Source organism: Robertmurraya mesotrionivorans (assembly GCF_050971805.1).
Lineage (GTDB): Bacteria > Bacillota > Bacilli > Bacillales > Cytobacillaceae > Robertmurraya_A.
The window spans coordinates 142,402-158,229 of the sequence record NZ_JBPCCH010000004.1; the positions used below are offsets into that span (position 1 = coordinate 142,402).

18 protein-coding genes and 1 pseudogene are annotated in these 15,828 nt (G+C 38.8%); 10 read left to right on the top strand and 9 right to left on the bottom strand.

Features of this window, described 5'->3' with window-relative positions; translation table 11 throughout:
• Nucleotides 1–128 precede the first annotated feature (128 nt).
• Entirely contained in the window at nucleotides 129–341 is a 213-nt protein-coding gene (locus ACRX5O_RS09220; RefSeq protein ID WP_433905657.1) for a hypothetical protein, read from the top strand.
• A gap of 64 nt (nucleotides 342–405) precedes the next feature.
• The gene (locus ACRX5O_RS09225) at nucleotides 406–963 is read left to right on the top strand and encodes a DUF5366 family protein (protein WP_433905658.1); all 558 of its coding nucleotides are present in this window, start codon (nucleotides 406–408) and stop codon (nucleotides 961–963) included.
• 638 nt (nucleotides 964–1,601) lie between these two features.
• On the opposite strand, the gene ACRX5O_RS09230 is transcribed toward ACRX5O_RS09225, so the two are convergent.
• Nucleotides 1,602–3,419, bottom strand: coding sequence for a transglycosylase domain-containing protein (locus ACRX5O_RS09230; protein WP_433905659.1), 1,818 nt, complete (start codon nucleotides 3,417–3,419; stop codon nucleotides 1,602–1,604).
• A gap of 369 nt (nucleotides 3,420–3,788) precedes the next feature.
• Here ACRX5O_RS09230 and kapD point away from each other — a divergent pair, with 369 nt between their 5' ends.
• The gene (kapD, locus tag ACRX5O_RS09235; protein ID WP_433905660.1) at nucleotides 3,789–4,412 is read left to right on the top strand and encodes a 3'-5' exonuclease KapD; all 624 of its coding nucleotides are present in this window, start codon (nucleotides 3,789–3,791) and stop codon (nucleotides 4,410–4,412) included.
• Between the two features lie 38 nt (nucleotides 4,413–4,450).
• On the opposite strand, the gene kapB is transcribed toward kapD, so the two are convergent.
• Nucleotides 4,451–4,828: a kinase-associated lipoprotein KapB gene (gene kapB / locus ACRX5O_RS09240; RefSeq protein ID WP_433905661.1), complete on the bottom strand. Its 378-nt coding sequence runs from the start codon at nucleotides 4,826–4,828 to the stop codon at nucleotides 4,451–4,453.
• A gap of 95 nt (nucleotides 4,829–4,923) precedes the next feature.
• Between kapB and ACRX5O_RS09245 the strand changes: the two genes are divergently transcribed.
• Together ACRX5O_RS09245 and ACRX5O_RS09250 are read left to right on the top strand one after the other, a co-directional pair.
• Complete coding sequence (locus ACRX5O_RS09245) at nucleotides 4,924–5,640, top strand: peptidylprolyl isomerase (RefSeq protein ID WP_433905662.1); 717 nt, start codon at nucleotides 4,924–4,926, stop codon at nucleotides 5,638–5,640.
• A 76-nt stretch (nucleotides 5,641–5,716) separates the two neighbouring features.
• Nucleotides 5,717–5,920, top strand: coding sequence for a hypothetical protein (locus ACRX5O_RS09250; RefSeq protein WP_433905663.1), 204 nt, complete (start codon nucleotides 5,717–5,719; stop codon nucleotides 5,918–5,920).
• Nucleotides 5,921–5,998: 78 nt separating this feature from the next.
• Here the strand turns inward: ACRX5O_RS09250 and ACRX5O_RS09255 are convergent, their stop codons facing one another.
• Nucleotides 5,999–7,165, bottom strand: a complete 1,167-nt coding sequence (locus ACRX5O_RS09255) for a MalY/PatB family protein (RefSeq protein ID WP_433905664.1) — start codon at nucleotides 7,163–7,165, stop codon at nucleotides 5,999–6,001.
• Nucleotides 7,166–7,252: 87 nt separating this feature from the next.
• Between ACRX5O_RS09255 and ACRX5O_RS09260 the strand changes: the two genes are divergently transcribed.
• Complete coding sequence (locus tag ACRX5O_RS09260) at nucleotides 7,253–7,513, top strand: DUF1871 family protein (RefSeq protein ID WP_433905665.1); 261 nt, start codon at nucleotides 7,253–7,255, stop codon at nucleotides 7,511–7,513.
• 41 nt (nucleotides 7,514–7,554) lie between these two features.
• Here the strand turns inward: ACRX5O_RS09260 and ACRX5O_RS09265 are convergent, their stop codons facing one another.
• Nucleotides 7,555–8,379: an alpha/beta fold hydrolase gene (locus ACRX5O_RS09265; RefSeq protein ID WP_433905869.1), complete on the bottom strand. Its 825-nt coding sequence runs from the start codon at nucleotides 8,377–8,379 to the stop codon at nucleotides 7,555–7,557.
• Between the two features lie 169 nt (nucleotides 8,380–8,548).
• On the opposite strand from ACRX5O_RS09265, the gene ACRX5O_RS09270 reads away from it, so the two are divergent.
• Together ACRX5O_RS09270 and ACRX5O_RS09275 are read left to right on the top strand one after the other, a co-directional pair.
• Entirely contained in the window at nucleotides 8,549–9,052 is a 504-nt protein-coding gene (locus tag ACRX5O_RS09270) for an Lrp/AsnC family transcriptional regulator (protein WP_433905666.1), read from the top strand.
• Entirely contained in the window at nucleotides 9,052–10,215 is a 1,164-nt protein-coding gene (locus tag ACRX5O_RS09275; protein ID WP_433905667.1) for an aminotransferase, read from the top strand. The genes ACRX5O_RS09270 and ACRX5O_RS09275 overlap by 1 nt, the downstream gene beginning before the upstream one ends.
• A gap of 183 nt (nucleotides 10,216–10,398) precedes the next feature.
• On the opposite strand, the gene ACRX5O_RS09280 is transcribed toward ACRX5O_RS09275, so the two are convergent.
• From ACRX5O_RS09280 to ACRX5O_RS09295, 4 genes and pseudogenes are all read right to left on the bottom strand, one after another.
• Entirely contained in the window at nucleotides 10,399–10,590 is a 192-nt protein-coding gene (locus tag ACRX5O_RS09280; protein ID WP_433905668.1) for a hypothetical protein, read from the bottom strand.
• Between the two features lie 145 nt (nucleotides 10,591–10,735).
• Entirely contained in the window at nucleotides 10,736–11,593 is an 858-nt protein-coding gene (locus ACRX5O_RS09285; protein ID WP_433905669.1) for a DegV family protein, read from the bottom strand.
• Between the two features lie 128 nt (nucleotides 11,594–11,721).
• A pseudogene (locus ACRX5O_RS09290) lies at nucleotides 11,722–11,913 on the bottom strand (helix-turn-helix domain-containing protein); the annotation flags it as partial.
• A 95-nt stretch (nucleotides 11,914–12,008) separates the two neighbouring features.
• Nucleotides 12,009–13,355: a sodium-dependent transporter gene (locus ACRX5O_RS09295; protein ID WP_433905670.1), complete on the bottom strand. Its 1,347-nt coding sequence runs from the start codon at nucleotides 13,353–13,355 to the stop codon at nucleotides 12,009–12,011.
• 154 nt (nucleotides 13,356–13,509) lie between these two features.
• Between ACRX5O_RS09295 and yugI the strand changes: the two genes are divergently transcribed.
• Nucleotides 13,510–13,908, top strand: coding sequence for a S1 domain-containing post-transcriptional regulator GSP13 (gene yugI / locus ACRX5O_RS09300; protein ID WP_119709753.1), 399 nt, complete (start codon nucleotides 13,510–13,512; stop codon nucleotides 13,906–13,908).
• A 140-nt stretch (nucleotides 13,909–14,048) separates the two neighbouring features.
• On the top strand, nucleotides 14,049–15,245 hold the full coding sequence (locus tag ACRX5O_RS09305; RefSeq protein ID WP_433905671.1) for an ornithine--oxo-acid transaminase: 1,197 nt from the start codon (nucleotides 14,049–14,051) through the stop codon (nucleotides 15,243–15,245).
• A 184-nt stretch (nucleotides 15,246–15,429) separates the two neighbouring features.
• Here the strand turns inward: ACRX5O_RS09305 and ACRX5O_RS09310 are convergent, their stop codons facing one another.
• Entirely contained in the window at nucleotides 15,430–15,663 is a 234-nt protein-coding gene (locus tag ACRX5O_RS09310; RefSeq protein ID WP_119709751.1) for a DUF378 domain-containing protein, read from the bottom strand.
• Nucleotides 15,664–15,828: the final 165 nt, after the last annotated feature.

The window sequence follows — 15,828 nt, forward strand, 5'->3', positions numbered from 1 at the left end:
CAACATCCCATATTTGAAACTAAACTAATAAATAGGTAGAAACGCAGAAGAAATGGTGAAAAATTTTTATTTTTTTTGAATAAAATCAGACTTTTATCCTCAAAATAATTTTAAAGTGAGGTGTGAGGATGAAAAAGAAAATACTAACTTCATTGTCCATTTTTCTCCTCTTAGTGTCCTTGGCATGGGCATTAGATAAAAAAGATAAGCGTGAATTTTATAGTCCAGATGAGGAGGGCGATGTGGTTGAAATCTTTACCACTGACCCAGGATTAGAGATTCAGAAAAAGAAGTATCGCATGTTTAAGGCAAGGGAATATGTAAGAATTGAGAGACCATAAAGACTTGTAATATGTTCTCCTATCTTTCATAATAATGAAAGACAAAATATATGCGGAGAATTCAATGAAAAATACGTATTTAACAAGTTACTTTCCTTTGGTATCTATTTTATTATTTAGCTTGTCCTTTGCGATGCTTGTTGAGGTGCATCTTTTTAAATTTTTAAATGCTACCGGCATTTATGTGGGAATGCTAGAGTTCTTTTCTAGAAGTGGAATCAAGCTTGCGTTGCTTATCTTATTACTTGTTGTCTTTTTTATGGTTTTTGCGGCTTTAAAGCTGATTGCTGATACGATCAATGAGCTTTCCTTACTCTTTTTCTCAAAGGATTTTAATGGTGAAAGCTTAAAGGATGTTCGTGCAGGAGCAATTATTTATTTTGCGGGCTCTGTATTATCGCTTTTAGGCTCAGCCCATGTAACCATACTAGCTATCGTTTTTGCCATTACAACGATAAGTTACTTTGTCTTTTTTGTGTATAAGGTAAGCTCGAAGTTGTCACTGTCTGGAATTATTGGACTGATTTTCTTTCAGGTACTTACATGGTCAACGCTCGTGTTAGGTGTCGTATTTATTGCGTTAAAAGTATACAACAGCATCGTTGCTAGTTTACCAGTATAAAGAACTCATCCGGGTTTTCTTTTGAGGTGCAAAATGGTAAAAAGCAGACCAAATCAAACAGCAACTCACATAAACGGTCACAGTATATTTCAAAGTCAAAAAGGATTAGAGATGCAAATATCTCTAATCCTTTTTTGAATTTACTAAAGCACCCTATTAGCCGCTAAAGCGAGTATGAAAAAATAAGAGGAGAAATTTCTCTTAAATAGGAAATAGCACAAAAAATAGCTAAAATAGACGGAAAGATTCCGTCTATTGACTCGAAAAACGTGAAAATGGGTAATTTTGCTTTGCTTAACCGGAAAACCTCCGCTTATTTACTCTGAACCAAGCTCTAATCTGGAGTTTAACCGAAAAATCTCCGCTTATTTTAAATATCAATAAAAAACGCACTGTGAATTATATCGTGAATTCAAGTGCGTTTTCATAAGTGTTTTATAATTCTTGCACCTCTAATGTAAACTCATTTGAAGAACTCATCCGGGGTTTTGTTAGTTGTCCAGCTCCAGCGCCTAGCCCTTCGATGGAATAATATAAAGCCATTATTCCTAGTCATAAGCCAAATCCCTCCAGAAGGCAGGTCTTCCTGCGAGATTCGTCTTATGCTTGTCGGGGCTAAACAAGGCGCTTCCGCTTTTCTAATACGACATGATCGCTTTCCATATATATAGATGTGGAGAGTATTGCTCAATATTTTCAATGCTGGATGGCATGTCTCTTCCGACCCAAACCCCAACTGTTAGCGTATCAGTTAAACCAACAAACCAGTAGTCTTGGTAATTATTCGTTGTTCCTGTTTTTCCGCCTTGGTACGTTGCTCGAGATAAATGCGCTTTTCGTGCGGTTCCTGAAGAGACCGTTTCCGATAAAAGACTGCGCATGCTGCTGACGGTTTCGGCAGACCAGACCTGTTTTTTCTCATCCTTCCACTCGTAAAGAACCTTTCCTTGTAAGTCGCTAACCTTACGAATGGCACGTGGCTGCTGGTACCCTCCATCATAAAAGGAGGTGTAAGCTCCAGTCAGCTCTAATGGTGACATTCCGTACGTAAAGCCACCAACGGCAGCTGGTAACACATGATCCTCTGATACTAACTTCTTAAAAGGGAATGATGTAAGATATTGAAAGCCCGTTTCTACACCAATTTCGTTTAAAAGTCGTACAGCAGGTGTATTATATGAGTTGGCAAACGCACGTTCAAGCGTTACATTCCCATATATTTTTCCACCATAGTTTTCAGGGCAATAGTTATCAATACAGAGCTCTCCTGCATTTACTGACTTTGAAAGGGAGGAGTGTGTCTCTTGTAAATAGGGAGCGTAAACAAGTAATGGTTTAATCGATGAACCAGGCTGACGATAAGCTTGGAACGCCCGATTGAATTCACCCTTTTGATAGTTTTTCCCGCCAACAAGTGCGAGTATCTGTGCATTCGTATGATCAATGACGGCTACAGAACCTTCCACGTCGATAAATGGTAGATTATCACTAACCGCCGTTTTTGCTCGATTTTGAAGACTTTGATCCAAGGAAGTTTCAATGCTAATTCCAGAAGCAATCACTTCTTTTACCCGATTGTCAATCTGTTTCTCGTCGGTTAATCCTTCTGAAAGGGCAATTAATTGTGATAATTCATTTTGAACATACGCCATGTAATCAGGTGCTTGGTCAATTCGTTCATGCACTGTAAGCGTGATAGGTAAATTTTTTATTTCTTCTGCTTCTGAAGCGGTCAGCTTGTCTTTTTCAACTAATAAATCTATGAGACGTTCTTGACGCGCTTTGGTTCGATCGAAATGTGTTAATGGATCATAATAAGTTGGATTATTCGGAACAGCAGCTAGAAAAAGCAGATCTGCTTTTGTCAATTCAAGTGTTCCACGGTTGAAATAATGCTTAGCCGCCGCTTCAATTCCGTAAGCCCCATTTTGAAAATAAATAGAATTAATATATAAATCTATGATTTCCTTTTTTGAGTATGTTTTCTCCAGCTTGTAGGCGTAAAGAATTTCAGTAAGCTTTCGATTGTAGGATTGCTCGTGAGTTAAATAAAGATTTCGAGCGAGCTGCTGCGTAATCGTACTTGCACCCTGTTCAATCCCGTTTGACTGAATATTGATCGTAAGTGCACGACCCATGGCTGTTAAGTCAAAGCCAATATGCTCATAAAAGTGCTGATCCTCTGATAGAACAAACACCTCACGCAATAGCTCCGGAATGTCCTCAGATGGTAAAACGATGCGATTTACCGTGCTGTACCATTCTAAAACTGTTTCCCCATTGCGATCTTTGATCAAGCTTGTTTGTGATAGATTTGTTTTTTCTAACTGTATCTTGTTTTCTATCACATGATCGAAAGTATCAAAAGAGCGTACCTCTTTGCTAGAAAAATAGGCAAGCAGGAAAAAAACGGGGAGAAGCAGAAAAATAAAAAAATAACCGGTTGCTACTTTCATGTCGGTCGCTTCCCTTTCAATTGAATAATAATGATGAAGTTAGGAGTGCTTCTGTTTTTCTCATACTCCACCATAATAAGGCAAAAGCAGCAAGGAATAAAGCACTAGTGACAAAAAAGACAGTTGAGATATTATACCACCCCGAAATAAGTATTGTATTTATTCGGTTTACTAAATACCGATTTGTGGAAATTATGACATATTTTAAAGCTGATATTCCTTTTCACACTTTATTTGAACGAATTAAACAGAAAAGTGAAAAAATTAATAAAAATCATGATATAATAAAGCAACATTCATGTTCATTTTTTGGAATGGTTATTTCATATAGTGGTAGTGATACTCGAAGGAGGAAAGAGGGTACGTAAGATGAGGAAGGAGCATCAGTATTTATTTATTGATTTTGAGTTTACGATGCCTGAGAGATCTGAGCGGTTTAAAGGTTTTTACCCAGAAATCATTGAGGCTGGCATTGTGTCGGTTGTAAATGACCAAATCTGCGAGAAATTTTCTTCGTATGTCACTCCTAATCGTTTCCCTATGCTATCGGACCGCTGTAAATCATTTTTGAAAATTTCACAGGAACAAGTCAATGCAGGCATTAGTTTTACAGATCTTGTGAAAAAGTTTGAGCAGTTAAGTTCCCCTTCATTAGACCTTACAATCGTTACGTGGGGCAATATGGACATGAGGGTTCTTCGTAATAACTGTGAACAAGCCGGTCTACCTTTTCCTTTAAAAGGGGAAGAACTCGATTTATCCATGGAGTACAAGCGATTCTTCGGAGACCAAAATCAAACTGGCTTATGGAAAGCGGTACAAGAGTATGGCAAGGAAGGAACAGGCAAGCACCACCGGGCGTTGGACGATGCATTAACCACATTCAATATTTTTCGTTTAGTTGAGAAGGATAAAAAGTACCTTCAAGGACATGCACCAACCACGATTGGTGACCGCATTGATTTCTCCCAAGTACTTAATAAGTTCGCATAAAAAGCCAAATCCCTCAAACTGGATTTGGCTTTTGTGTGTTAGAAGTATTCTTTCTCAAGTGTTGAGATATTTTCAAGGCTCTTTTTTGCCCAAAGGCTGTCATCGCTATCCAACGTATCTCTTAATTTTTGAATGGCATTCGTTAGTGACTCTTTGTATTCAGGAATTTCCTCTGTATAGGGCTTTACCATTTTTGCAGGGATGTTGGCTTGTTCTCGGTAAGAAAGAGCTCGTCTTTCATGAAAAAGAGGCACATCTACATCCTTATGGCTATGTAAATCTCCTTGTGTCGGATGAGTAACAACAGCGAGGACGCGGACAAGAATGGTCTCTGGACGGATGTTTGTTACTTCACCAATATACTTTCCGGTTTTATAAATAGCTGTGACCTTGTCACCGATTTGAATGTCGGACATTTTTCGTTTCTCCTTTCAAATTGGGCTAGAACTGTATATGATAATAATTATGACGTAAGCATTATGAAAAACAAAGTATTTTGGAGGGTGATTACATGAAGAAATTCCTAGCGTGTTTAATATTCGTTGTTTTCCTTGTCACTGGATGTGGGACAAGCAATGAAGAAGGTACGGAAAATTCGAACGGAAATGCAAGCAATAATGAAACCGCTAACCAAGAAAATATTGAACTTCCACAGGCAACCACAGAGGTTGGTGAAAAGGAGAGACTAGTCGAAATGGAAACATCCATGGGAAATATCAAAATCAAGCTGTTCCCAGAACAAGCTCCAAAGGCAGTAGAAAACTTTATTACTCATAGTGAAGAGGGATATTACGAAGGAGTCATTTTCCACCGTGTAATAAATGACTTTATGATTCAGGGCGGAGACCCAGATGGAACAGGAATGGGTGGAGAAAGCATTTATGGAGAGCCATTTGAAGATGAGTTCTCTAATCAGCTTTATAATTTCAGAGGCGCCTTATCAATGGCTAACTCAGGTCCTAGTACTAATGGAAGCCAGTTTTTTATCGTGCAAAATAAAACATTAGATCCACGTTCAGTGGACCAAATGAAAAAAGCTGGTTACAACGAAAAGGTCATTAAGCAGTATGAAGATGGCGGTACTCCATGGCTGGATCAAGCTCATACTGTGTTTGGTCAAGTGGTTGAAGGCATGGATGTGGTTGATAAAATTGCTACCACTCCAGTAGGTGAAGCTGATAAGCCGGAAGAAGAAGTTGTCATCAAGAAAATTACTGTGCTGAAGTAATCGTCCTTGGACGATCGGTAAGAACCTTGATATAATAGGCATGAATGACTGCTCGTTTGCAGAAAGGAAGATCGTCATGATCCATTCGTTTATATTATCATTGTTTCTATATTTTCCTGAAGATAAGTCTGAATACATTCCTGCAGCTATTTCTTTTACGATCTTCTTAATCCTCTGTATTTTCACGATGCGATTTATCGTGAAAATTTCACGAAAAGAAGAAGCAAAAGCAAAAGAATTAGAAAATCAAATTATGAGTGAGCACCAAAACAAAGGATAAACGTACACTTTTCTTGAAAAGTGTGCGTTTTTTAATTTAAACAAAAAGACGGAAGAGTTCCACTCTTCCGTCTGACTATTAAGCAAATGCTGCTTTCAATCGCTCCAAACCTTCTGTCACAAGTTCTTTTGAACAAGCTACATTCATGCGGACAAAGCCTTCTCCACCCATGCCGTATTTTGGTCCAGGTTCGAGTCCTATTTTTCCTTTTTCGATGAGTGCTTTCTTTAAGTCATCATCTGAAAGTCCAAGCTCACGACAATCCATCCAGATTAAGTACGTACCTTCCGGCTGCATCATCTTTATTTGTGGAAGCTCAGCCTCTAGGAACTCCTGTACATAGCGAATATTTTCTGCCATGTATGCAAGAGCTTCGGTTAACCACGTTTCACCATGAAGATAAGCTGCCTCCATTCCAACGATTCCAAACGTATTTAATGTATGAAATCCTTGCTTTTGCTGTTCAGCTTGGAATAACTCTCGAAGTTTCTGATTGCTAGTAATAACTACAGAAGCCTGTAAGCCTGCTAAATTAAAGGTTTTACTTGGAGCGATACAAGTGACAACAAAATCAGCAAAGTCCTCTAAGCTCGCAATCGGGACATGCGTAGTTCCCTCAAACACAAGATCGGAATGAATTTCATCTGATAAAATTAAGCAATTGTACTTTTTGCAAAGTTCACCGATATGAAGGAGTTCTTCTTTTTTCCACACTCTTCCGCTTGGATTGTGAGGATTACATAATAAAAACAATTTTACTCCTTCTTTCAGCTTTGCTTCAAAATCTTCAAAGTCGATTTCATAACGGTTATTTACATTTTTCAATGGAGAATTCACAACCACACGCTCATTTTTTTCAACCATGGAAAAGAACGGAGTGTACACAGGAGATTGAAGCATCACCTTGTCTCCAACGGAAGTAAATGCTTGGACGGCGGTGCTGATAGAAGGGACAACTCCTGAACTGTATGTAATCCATGCTTGACGAATCTCCCAATTATGTCTTGTTTTCACCCAAGCTTGAATGGCTTTTCCAACAGATGGGGGAACAAAGGTGTAGCCGAATATTTCATGCTCTAATCGATTTCGAATCGCATTTGTTACTTCAGCAGGCGGCGGGAAGTCCATATCTGCAACCCACATCGGATGAAGATCACTGCTTCCGAACACATCATGGAGGAGCCCCCATTTAACAGATCCGGTATTATTTCGGTCAATCACTTTATCAAAATCATATGTAGTCATAAAGCACCTCGCCTTTTTCCATTTTATTTGATCTATGTAATATGATAAGATATGTGAACGAAAAGATAAAATAAAAGGTGATTTTACATGGAAATGCTCGAAATGAATTTAAGTTTGTTACAGCGTCTGATAGAGTGGGATCCACTCGGATATGGGGAAGACAGCTATGATCCGGAGATTGCGGATACGATTCAAGCGGTACATGTTTTGTCATCTGCAAAAGAGCTTGCTCGAAAAATCCAAAGCATATATGAGTTTTCTTTTGAAGAAATCATTCCTTTATCTGAATGTACAGCCATGGCTGAAGAATTGTTAGCGATTAAAAACGAAAGCTCCTGCTCGTTGTAATGTTAAAAAAGCTTCAAGCGGATACTGGCTTGAAGCCTTATTTATACAAGAAACTCTTTAATATACCTGTGAACAATTTCAGGTCGTTCTTCAGGTACAAGATGTCCTGTCTCCTTTAACACAATGAGCTCGGAGTTCTTTAAATCTTGCTTCAATCGTTTTCCAACCCTTAGTGGGACGACTCTGTCATGCTCACCCCAAATGAGTAGACACGGAGTCTCGATTTTTTTTAAATCAGACTCATCCAGCTCGTCTTCTCTGTGCCGTATCATCCGAGTTAAGGCTGGGAAAATATCTCCTTTTAAAAAAGGGACTAAATATCCGTTTAACATATCATCATCAATCATCGAATGGTCATGCACGACATTAACAAGATTTTTCTTTACTCCTGATTTAGCTAGATGTCTTTTTACATACAAGTGGAAAAAGGGAAGATAACTAGATAGAACAAGATGAAGTTTCATTCGTTTTAAGTAACCAGAGCTGCATAATAAAACCGTCCGTGTAACCAAATCAGGACGTAGGTGAGCAATTTTTAACGCAATTTGTCCTCCCATGGAGTGTCCGATAATTGATAGATTTTTTATCTGTAAATGCTCAACAAAGGAGATAATTGAACGGGATATATTCTCATACGAGTAAATAAATTTCTTTGATTTTCCGCTTTTGCCGAAAGGCGGGAAATCAATGGCGATGACGTTAAATTCCTCACGAAGAAGAGGAATCAGTCTTCGGAAGCTAAAGGTGGATGAGAGAAAACCATGAATGAGCAATAGCGTGTCTGTTGCATGAGAATGTTTATAATGTTCATAATACAGGTCGTTTCCGTTAATATTGATCGTACCGGTGATGCTAGCGTCATCCATATTCGTATTCACTCCTTTAACGGCATTTTGTTTTTTCATAGAATACCCATCAATGACAAAAACAATCATAAAAAAATGTGATGATAAATGTGAAAATTAAATTATTTTTTACGCATTTTTGTTATAATGTAACTATTTTAAGCGATAAAGCAGAAAAGGATGTTAACGCATGAAACTTTCGGAAAAAGAACTCGAAGTTGTAGAAATTCTTGAAAAGGATGCCCGAATTTCATCTGAAGATGTAGCTAAAATGATCGGCCTAAGCTTGCAAGAAACAAATGAGCTTATTAAGAAGCTTGAAAAGGAGAAAGTTCTTGTTCATTACACAACCGTAGTGGATTGGTCTAAAATTGACGGTCATGAAGGCGTTACCGCTATGATTGATGTGAAGGTAACACCGAAGCGTGGAGTAGGCTTTGATGAAGTAGCTGAGCGTATCTACCGGTTTAAAGAAGTAAAATCCGTATATCTTATGTCAGGTGCCTATGACCTTAGTGTCATTATTGAAGGGAAATCCATGAATGAAGTAGCTAGATTTGTTTCGAATAAGCTTTCTACTCTTGATTCTGTATTATCAACAACTACCCATTTTATCCTGAAGAAATATAAGCATGATGGAACGATATTTGAACCAATAGCAGAAGATGATAAGAGAATTGTGGTGTCACCATAATGAAACAGACAAAATCTTATTTGGCAAAAACGGTAGAAGACCTTAAGCCATCTGGAATTCGTAAGTTTTTTGATCTTGCAGCTGGGATGGAAGGGGTTATTTCCTTAGGGGTAGGTGAGCCTGACTTTGTCACCTCTTGGTCAGCAAGAGAAGCAGCCATTCTTTCCCTTGAACAAGGATATACGTCTTATACAGCCAATGCTGGATTATTAGAGCTTCGTAACGAAGTGTCCTCGTATATGAAAAAGCAATTTCATGTTGATTACAATCCGAAAAGCGAGATAATAATTACCGTTGGAGCGAGTCAAGCCTTAGACATTGCATTGCGTGCGATCCTCGACCCTGGTGATGAAGTGATTATCATCGAACCAAGCTTCGTCTCCTATGCACCGCTAGTTTCACTTGCAGGTGGAAAGCCGGTTGCGGTTCAGGCAACAGAAGAGTACGATTTTAAAATACAAACTCATCAGTTAGAAAAGGCGATTACCGACCGAACAAAGGCAATTATGATTTGTTCTCCCAATAATCCAACAGGCACAATGCTGGGTGAGAAAGAATTAATAGAGCTTGCCACATTCATCGAAAAGTATGATCTTCTCGTGTTATCTGATGAGATCTACGCAGAGCTTGCTTATGATGAACCATATGTAAGTTTTGCTGCGATTGAAGGCATGAGGCATAGAACACTTCTTATTAACGGTTTCTCGAAAGGCTTTGCGATGACAGGTTGGAGACTTGGTTTTGTTTGTGCGAACGAAGAACTAACTGCAGCTATGTTAAAAATCCATCAATATGCCATGATGTGTGCCCCGACGATGGCGCAGTACGCGGCACTTGAGGCATTAAAAGGCGGCAGAGAAGACGTAGAGGATATGAAAAAAAGTTATCGTCGAAGAAGAAACTATTTTGTTCAGTCACTAAATGATATTGGGCTTTCCTGTCATATCCCTGGTGGTGCGTTCTATGCATTCCCATCCATTGTAAGTACAGGTCTGTCATCAGAGCAATTTGCTGAACAATTATTGATCGAAGAAAAAGTGGCAGTTGTTCCGGGTAATGTGTTTGGAAGTAGCGGGGAAGGACATATTCGCTGCTCGTACGCTTCATCCATGGAACATTTACAAGAAGCGATGAAACGAATCAAACGGTTTGTTGAAAAATAATATCCATAAGAAAGGACAACTGACCTATTTAATCAAGGGTTCTGCTTTCGGGTGCTTTATTATTAAAAGACACAAGAAAAGACGTATGAATGTGGACATACGTCTTTTCTTTATTTATTAAAGTTTCTACGAAAACCCCTTAACTTTGACATAGCAATTGACATCATTATAAGTATTGTACAATTAAAAAAGAGGGTCAAAACTCCTGTCATTTGCAGTGGCATTTTTTCTTCGCTGCGGATTCTCCCATCTAGCTTCAAGAGCCTCTGCACCTATCGGTTGGTGGAAAAGGTTAGGCACCCTAGCTGATAAATAGACGGAGAAATTCCGCCTATTGGCTCGAAAAATTTCAAAATGGGGGATTTTTCTTTGCATAAGCGGAAAACCTCCCCTTATTTACCCCGAAACGAGCTCCATTCTGCATCTAACGGAAAAATCTCCGCTTATTTGACTTTTGCTGGTTACAGAAAAGCACTTCAAAACGGAACCCTTTACTTATTTAAACAGTTTCCTTTTATATTTAATCCTTCATGATGTATGACAAAGCAATGGTTCCGACGCCTGTATGAACACCAGCAACAGGAATTAATGGGAGTACTTCAATCTTCAATGACTCGTACTCGGCCACAATTTTTGAGAGTAAACTTTCAACGATCTCCTTTTCACCTGCGTGCATAATTCCGATTCGATCGTAGATTCCCTGCTTGTACGCTTCGTGCAAACGGTCAATTAATGCCTGCTCCGCTTTTCTCATCGTGCGAATTTTTTCAACGATATTTACTTTCCCTTCCTTAAAAGCAAGGAGTGGTTTTATTTGTAGTAGATTTCCTAAAATAGAGCCAAAATTGGAGACTCGTCCACTTTTTCTCAATTGATCTAAGTTCGCAGGAATTAAAATCAAGCGGCATTTTTCTCTTAACGAAAGAAGTTCTTTCACAATTTCAGAGGGCTTTAGTCCCTCATTATACAAGGTGATTCCTTCTTCTAGTAAGAACTTTAACGGAAAAGAACCAATCCACGAATCAACTGGGTGTACAGGGAAACCAACGATCTCAGCCGCTTGTGTGGATGTGGAGTACGTTCCAGATAGTTCACTAGAAACATGGATGATAATTGCTTCATCGTAGCTTTCTTTTAATTGGGTATAAAGGTCAATAAAGTCTCCTAAGGCAGGCTGTGAGCTAGTTGGCGGAAAACTTGAGTTACTCATCATCTCATAAAATTCCTCAGTGGTTATGTCTACCCCTTCTTTAAATGTTGCGTTTCCAAACGTAAACGAAAGGGGAACCACGTATATATGATTGTCTTGTAACCAAGCTTGATCTTTTTCTGAGAAGCTAGCCGTCGAATCGGTTACCCAAGCAATTTTCTTTGCCATAATGACCTCCATAAGATGTTATATAAGCACTATGATAATGAAAAATAATCTCCAAATAAAATGAATGAAACAAACGAATAGCGAGGAACAAATCCCTCGCCTATCACCATTTATATATGACTTTCCTCTTGCATCAATTCAGAGACTGGTATATCAAGTACAGTAGATATTTTTAAAATGGTTTGTGTGTCAGGAGTTTGTACGCCTGACTCATATTTGTCAATCGTAGCAGTGCCAACACGGATCTTAATAGCAAGCTCCTGCTGTGACATTTCTAGTTCTTCCCGAAAGCGTTTAATGTTTTGCCCAATTGCATTCATGGCTCATCTTCCTTTCGAAAAAGATTCGATTCTTTATTTATTTTATCACGATTAGGATAGGGGAATTTATCCCAATCGTGAACGTTTCGTTACAGTTACAAAAGACCAATCGAACGTAAAAATACAAAGATAATCGCAACGGGTACGATAAATCGAATCATGAAATACCAAATCGTAAACAGCTTGTTCATATTTCCGAACGTTCCTAATGATAACTCACTTTTCAATAGCTTGTATGGAAGCCGGTGCCCAACAAAAATAGAGATTAAAAAGGCCCCTAACGGCATCCCAATATTACTTGCAATAAAATCAGCGAAATCAAAGATAGTTTTCCCGAAGATAAGAACATCAGACCAAACTCCAAAAGATAATGCACTAGGAATTCCAAAGATAAAAATAACAATCCCTGTTTTCCAAGCCCATTGTTTGCGCTGTTCTGTTTTCTCTTTTACAATTGCCGCTACAACAATTTCTAAAATGGAAAAAGCAGAGGTTAATGTCGCAAACAAAAGCAACACAAGGAAAATCGTTAAAAAGAAAGCTCCAAATGCCATTTCGTTAAATACGGCAGGGAGGACCACAAACACCAACCCAGGGCCTGCTCCAGGTTCAAATCCGAGTGCAAATACCGCTGGAAAAATAACGATACCAGCAAGTAGAGATATAAAAATATTCAGAGCAACAACTGAAAAAGCTGACTTGGTAATGTTCTCTTTTTTAGAGAGATAGGATGCATACGTAACCATGATGGAAATACCAACGCTTAACGCAAAAAAGGATTGTCCTAGCGCTAGCAAGATGGTGTCAGGAGTTAGACTGCTCCAATTCGGTTTAAGGAGAAACTCCACCCCTTTTGATGCTCCATCAAGAGTTAAGGAACGTATTGCTAGTATGATAAAAAGAATAAAAAGGGCTGGCATCATGTACTTACTAGCTTTCTCAATTCCTTGTTGAACCCCGCCTTGGATTACAAAAATGGTTAAAATCATAAAGATTGCTTGTGCAACAATAGCTTCAATAGGATTACTAATAATCGTACCAAACAGAGAACCATACTGATCTTGAGAGAGTCCTGTTAAACTGCCAGTAACGCTACGAAATAGATAAGATAAGATCCATCCGCCTACCACACTATAAAACGATAAGATAAGTCCAGAAATGATGACTCCTAAATAGCCTATAACCTTCCAGTTTGAGTTTGGAGCAAGAATTTTATAGGCGGTGATTGCATCCTTTTGTGTATTTCTACCAATAATAAATTCAGCAATAAGGATCGGTGCACCGATAAATAAAGTTAACAATAAAAAAAGAAGGAAAAAGAGTCCTCCACCATTTGTTCCAGCCATGTATGGGAATTTCCAAATGGCTCCTAGACCAATTGCAGAGCCAGCTGCTGCAAGAATAAAGCCAATCTTTGATGTCCATTGCTCATGTGTTTTCATTACAGTTTTTACACCTACTTTAAAAGATATTTTCCCATAATACTATATTTTCGGACTATTGTGTAGTAAATTTTTTTGAATAAGATGTGACATTGTGATATAATCTTATATTGCGTATAAAAATGATAAATAAACTATATTTAGGAGTGTTTCTATGTCAGAGAAAATTGAAGTTGGAAGTGTTGTTACAGGTAAAGTTACGGGAATTCAAGCATACGGTGCGTTCGTTGCACTTGATGAAAATACTCAAGGGTTAGTTCATATTTCAGAAATTACTCACGGATTCGTTAAAGATATTAACGAGCACCTTAAAGTAGGAGATGAAGTTCAAGTAAAGGTTCTTTCTATCGATGAAAATGCTGGGAAAATCGGTCTTTCTATCCGCGCAACTGTAGAAGCTCCTGAAGCACCAGTAGCTGCACCAAAGGCTGCTCCGAAGAAGCCAAGAAAGCGTACAGCTGCAGCTGCTATCAAGCAAGATACAGAAGCACCACAAGGCTTTAACACGCTAAAAGATAAGTTACAAGAGTGGATTGAGCAATCACAAAGATAATAAATGATCAAAGTGTGGGAGAAATTCTCCCACTTTTTTTTATGTTTTTTCCCCGAGAAAGGACATAAGTTATTCTTTTAAGATACACTAAGAAAAGGTAGTTTTTTCATCACGAATGAATGAGATCGGAGGTAAATAATATGGCGAGTAAGTCACAAGAAGTCATTGAGCAAACGGAAAAGTTTGGGGCTAATAACTATCACCCTCTTCCGATTGTTATTTCTAAAGCAGAAGGTGTTTGGGTGGAGGATCCTGAAGGTAACAAATATATGGATATGCTTAGCGCGTATTCGGCTGTGAACCAAGGTCATCGTCATCCGAAAATTATTGAAGCATTAAAGGAACAGGCTGATCGTGTGACACTTACATCACGTGCATTTCATAATGATCAGCTTGGACCATGGTATGAGATGATTTGTGAAATGACAAATAAAGAAATGGCATTGCCAATGAACACTGGTGCGGAGGCTGTGGAAACAGCGGTTAAGGCTGCACGTCGGTGGGCGTATGATGTGAAGGGTGTAGAAGAAAATCAAGCAGAGATTATTGCATGCTTAGGAAATTTTCATGGGCGTACAATGACAGCGGTTTCTTTATCTTCTGAAGAAGAGTATAAGCGCGGATTTGGACCGATGCTACCAGGAATTAAGCTGATTCCATATGGAGACATCGAAGCATTAAAAGCTGCAATCACTCCAAATACAGCTGCCTTCTTAATCGAACCTATCCAAGGTGAAGCAGGCATTGTTATTCCACCTGAAGGGTTTATGCGTGCTGCTTTTGACCTTTGTAAAGAAAACAATGTACTATTTATTGCCGATGAAATTCAAGCGGGACTTGCCCGAACTGGGAAAATGTTTGCTTGTGAATGGGAAGGCATTGAACCTGACATGTATATTTTAGGAAAGGCACTTGGTGGGGGCGTATTCCCAATCTCTTGCGTCGTCGCAAACAAAGAAGTTCTCGGTGTCTTTAATCCAGGGTCGCACGGATCAACATTCGGTGGCAACCCGATGGCCTGTGCGGTTTCCATTGCTGCTTTACAAGTACTGAAAGAAGAAAAGTTAGCGGAACGTTCTCAGGAGCTTGGAAGCTATTTTCTTTCAAAATTACAAGAAATCAAGAACCCAATCATTAAAGAAGTTCGTGGTCGTGGACTGTTTATCGGTGTCGAACTAACGGTCCCTGCTAGAAAGTACTGTGAGCAGTTGAAAGAAGAAGGACTGTTATGTAAGGAAACACATGACACAGTTATTCGCTTTGCTCCGCCATTAGTAATTAGCAAAGAAGACCTTGACTGGGCGATTGAACGAATTAAGAAAGTATTAAGCGCATAAAAAAATCCTTGCACTTTTTTGGGTGCAAGGATTTTTTATTAATAACTTGACGTTCTTTAACATTTGAGAACTGTCTAGCTACAGCGCCTAGCTCCTCGGGGTCATAAGCCAAATCTCTCCAGAAGGTAGGCCTTCCTGCGTGATTCGTCTTATGCCTGTCGGAGCTGAACAAGGCGCTTTCGCTTTATCTTGTAGCTCTTGGTTCAGGATCTCTCACTGTTTGTTCATTTGGTTTAAACAGTAGGCCTAGATTTAATAACCCGGCGATACCAACTAAGCCGTAGATGATTCTAGAAAGAGCAGAACCTTGTCCGCCAAAGATAGCTGCCACTAGGTCAAATTGGAAGAATCCAATTAATCCCCAGTTGATAGCCCCGATAATTGTAAGTACTAGTGCAATACGTTGAATGGTACTCATACAGATTTCCTCCTTGGGATGGTTTTTTTATATAGTTTGGCTATATAAAGTTACACAATCTTATCGTTTGATTCTTGCCCCCCTTTTATGCATTTTCATAGGAAGAATTTTGGAGTCTATTTTTTGCATTCGCTACTATTTTGGAACATAATAAAGATTGAATAG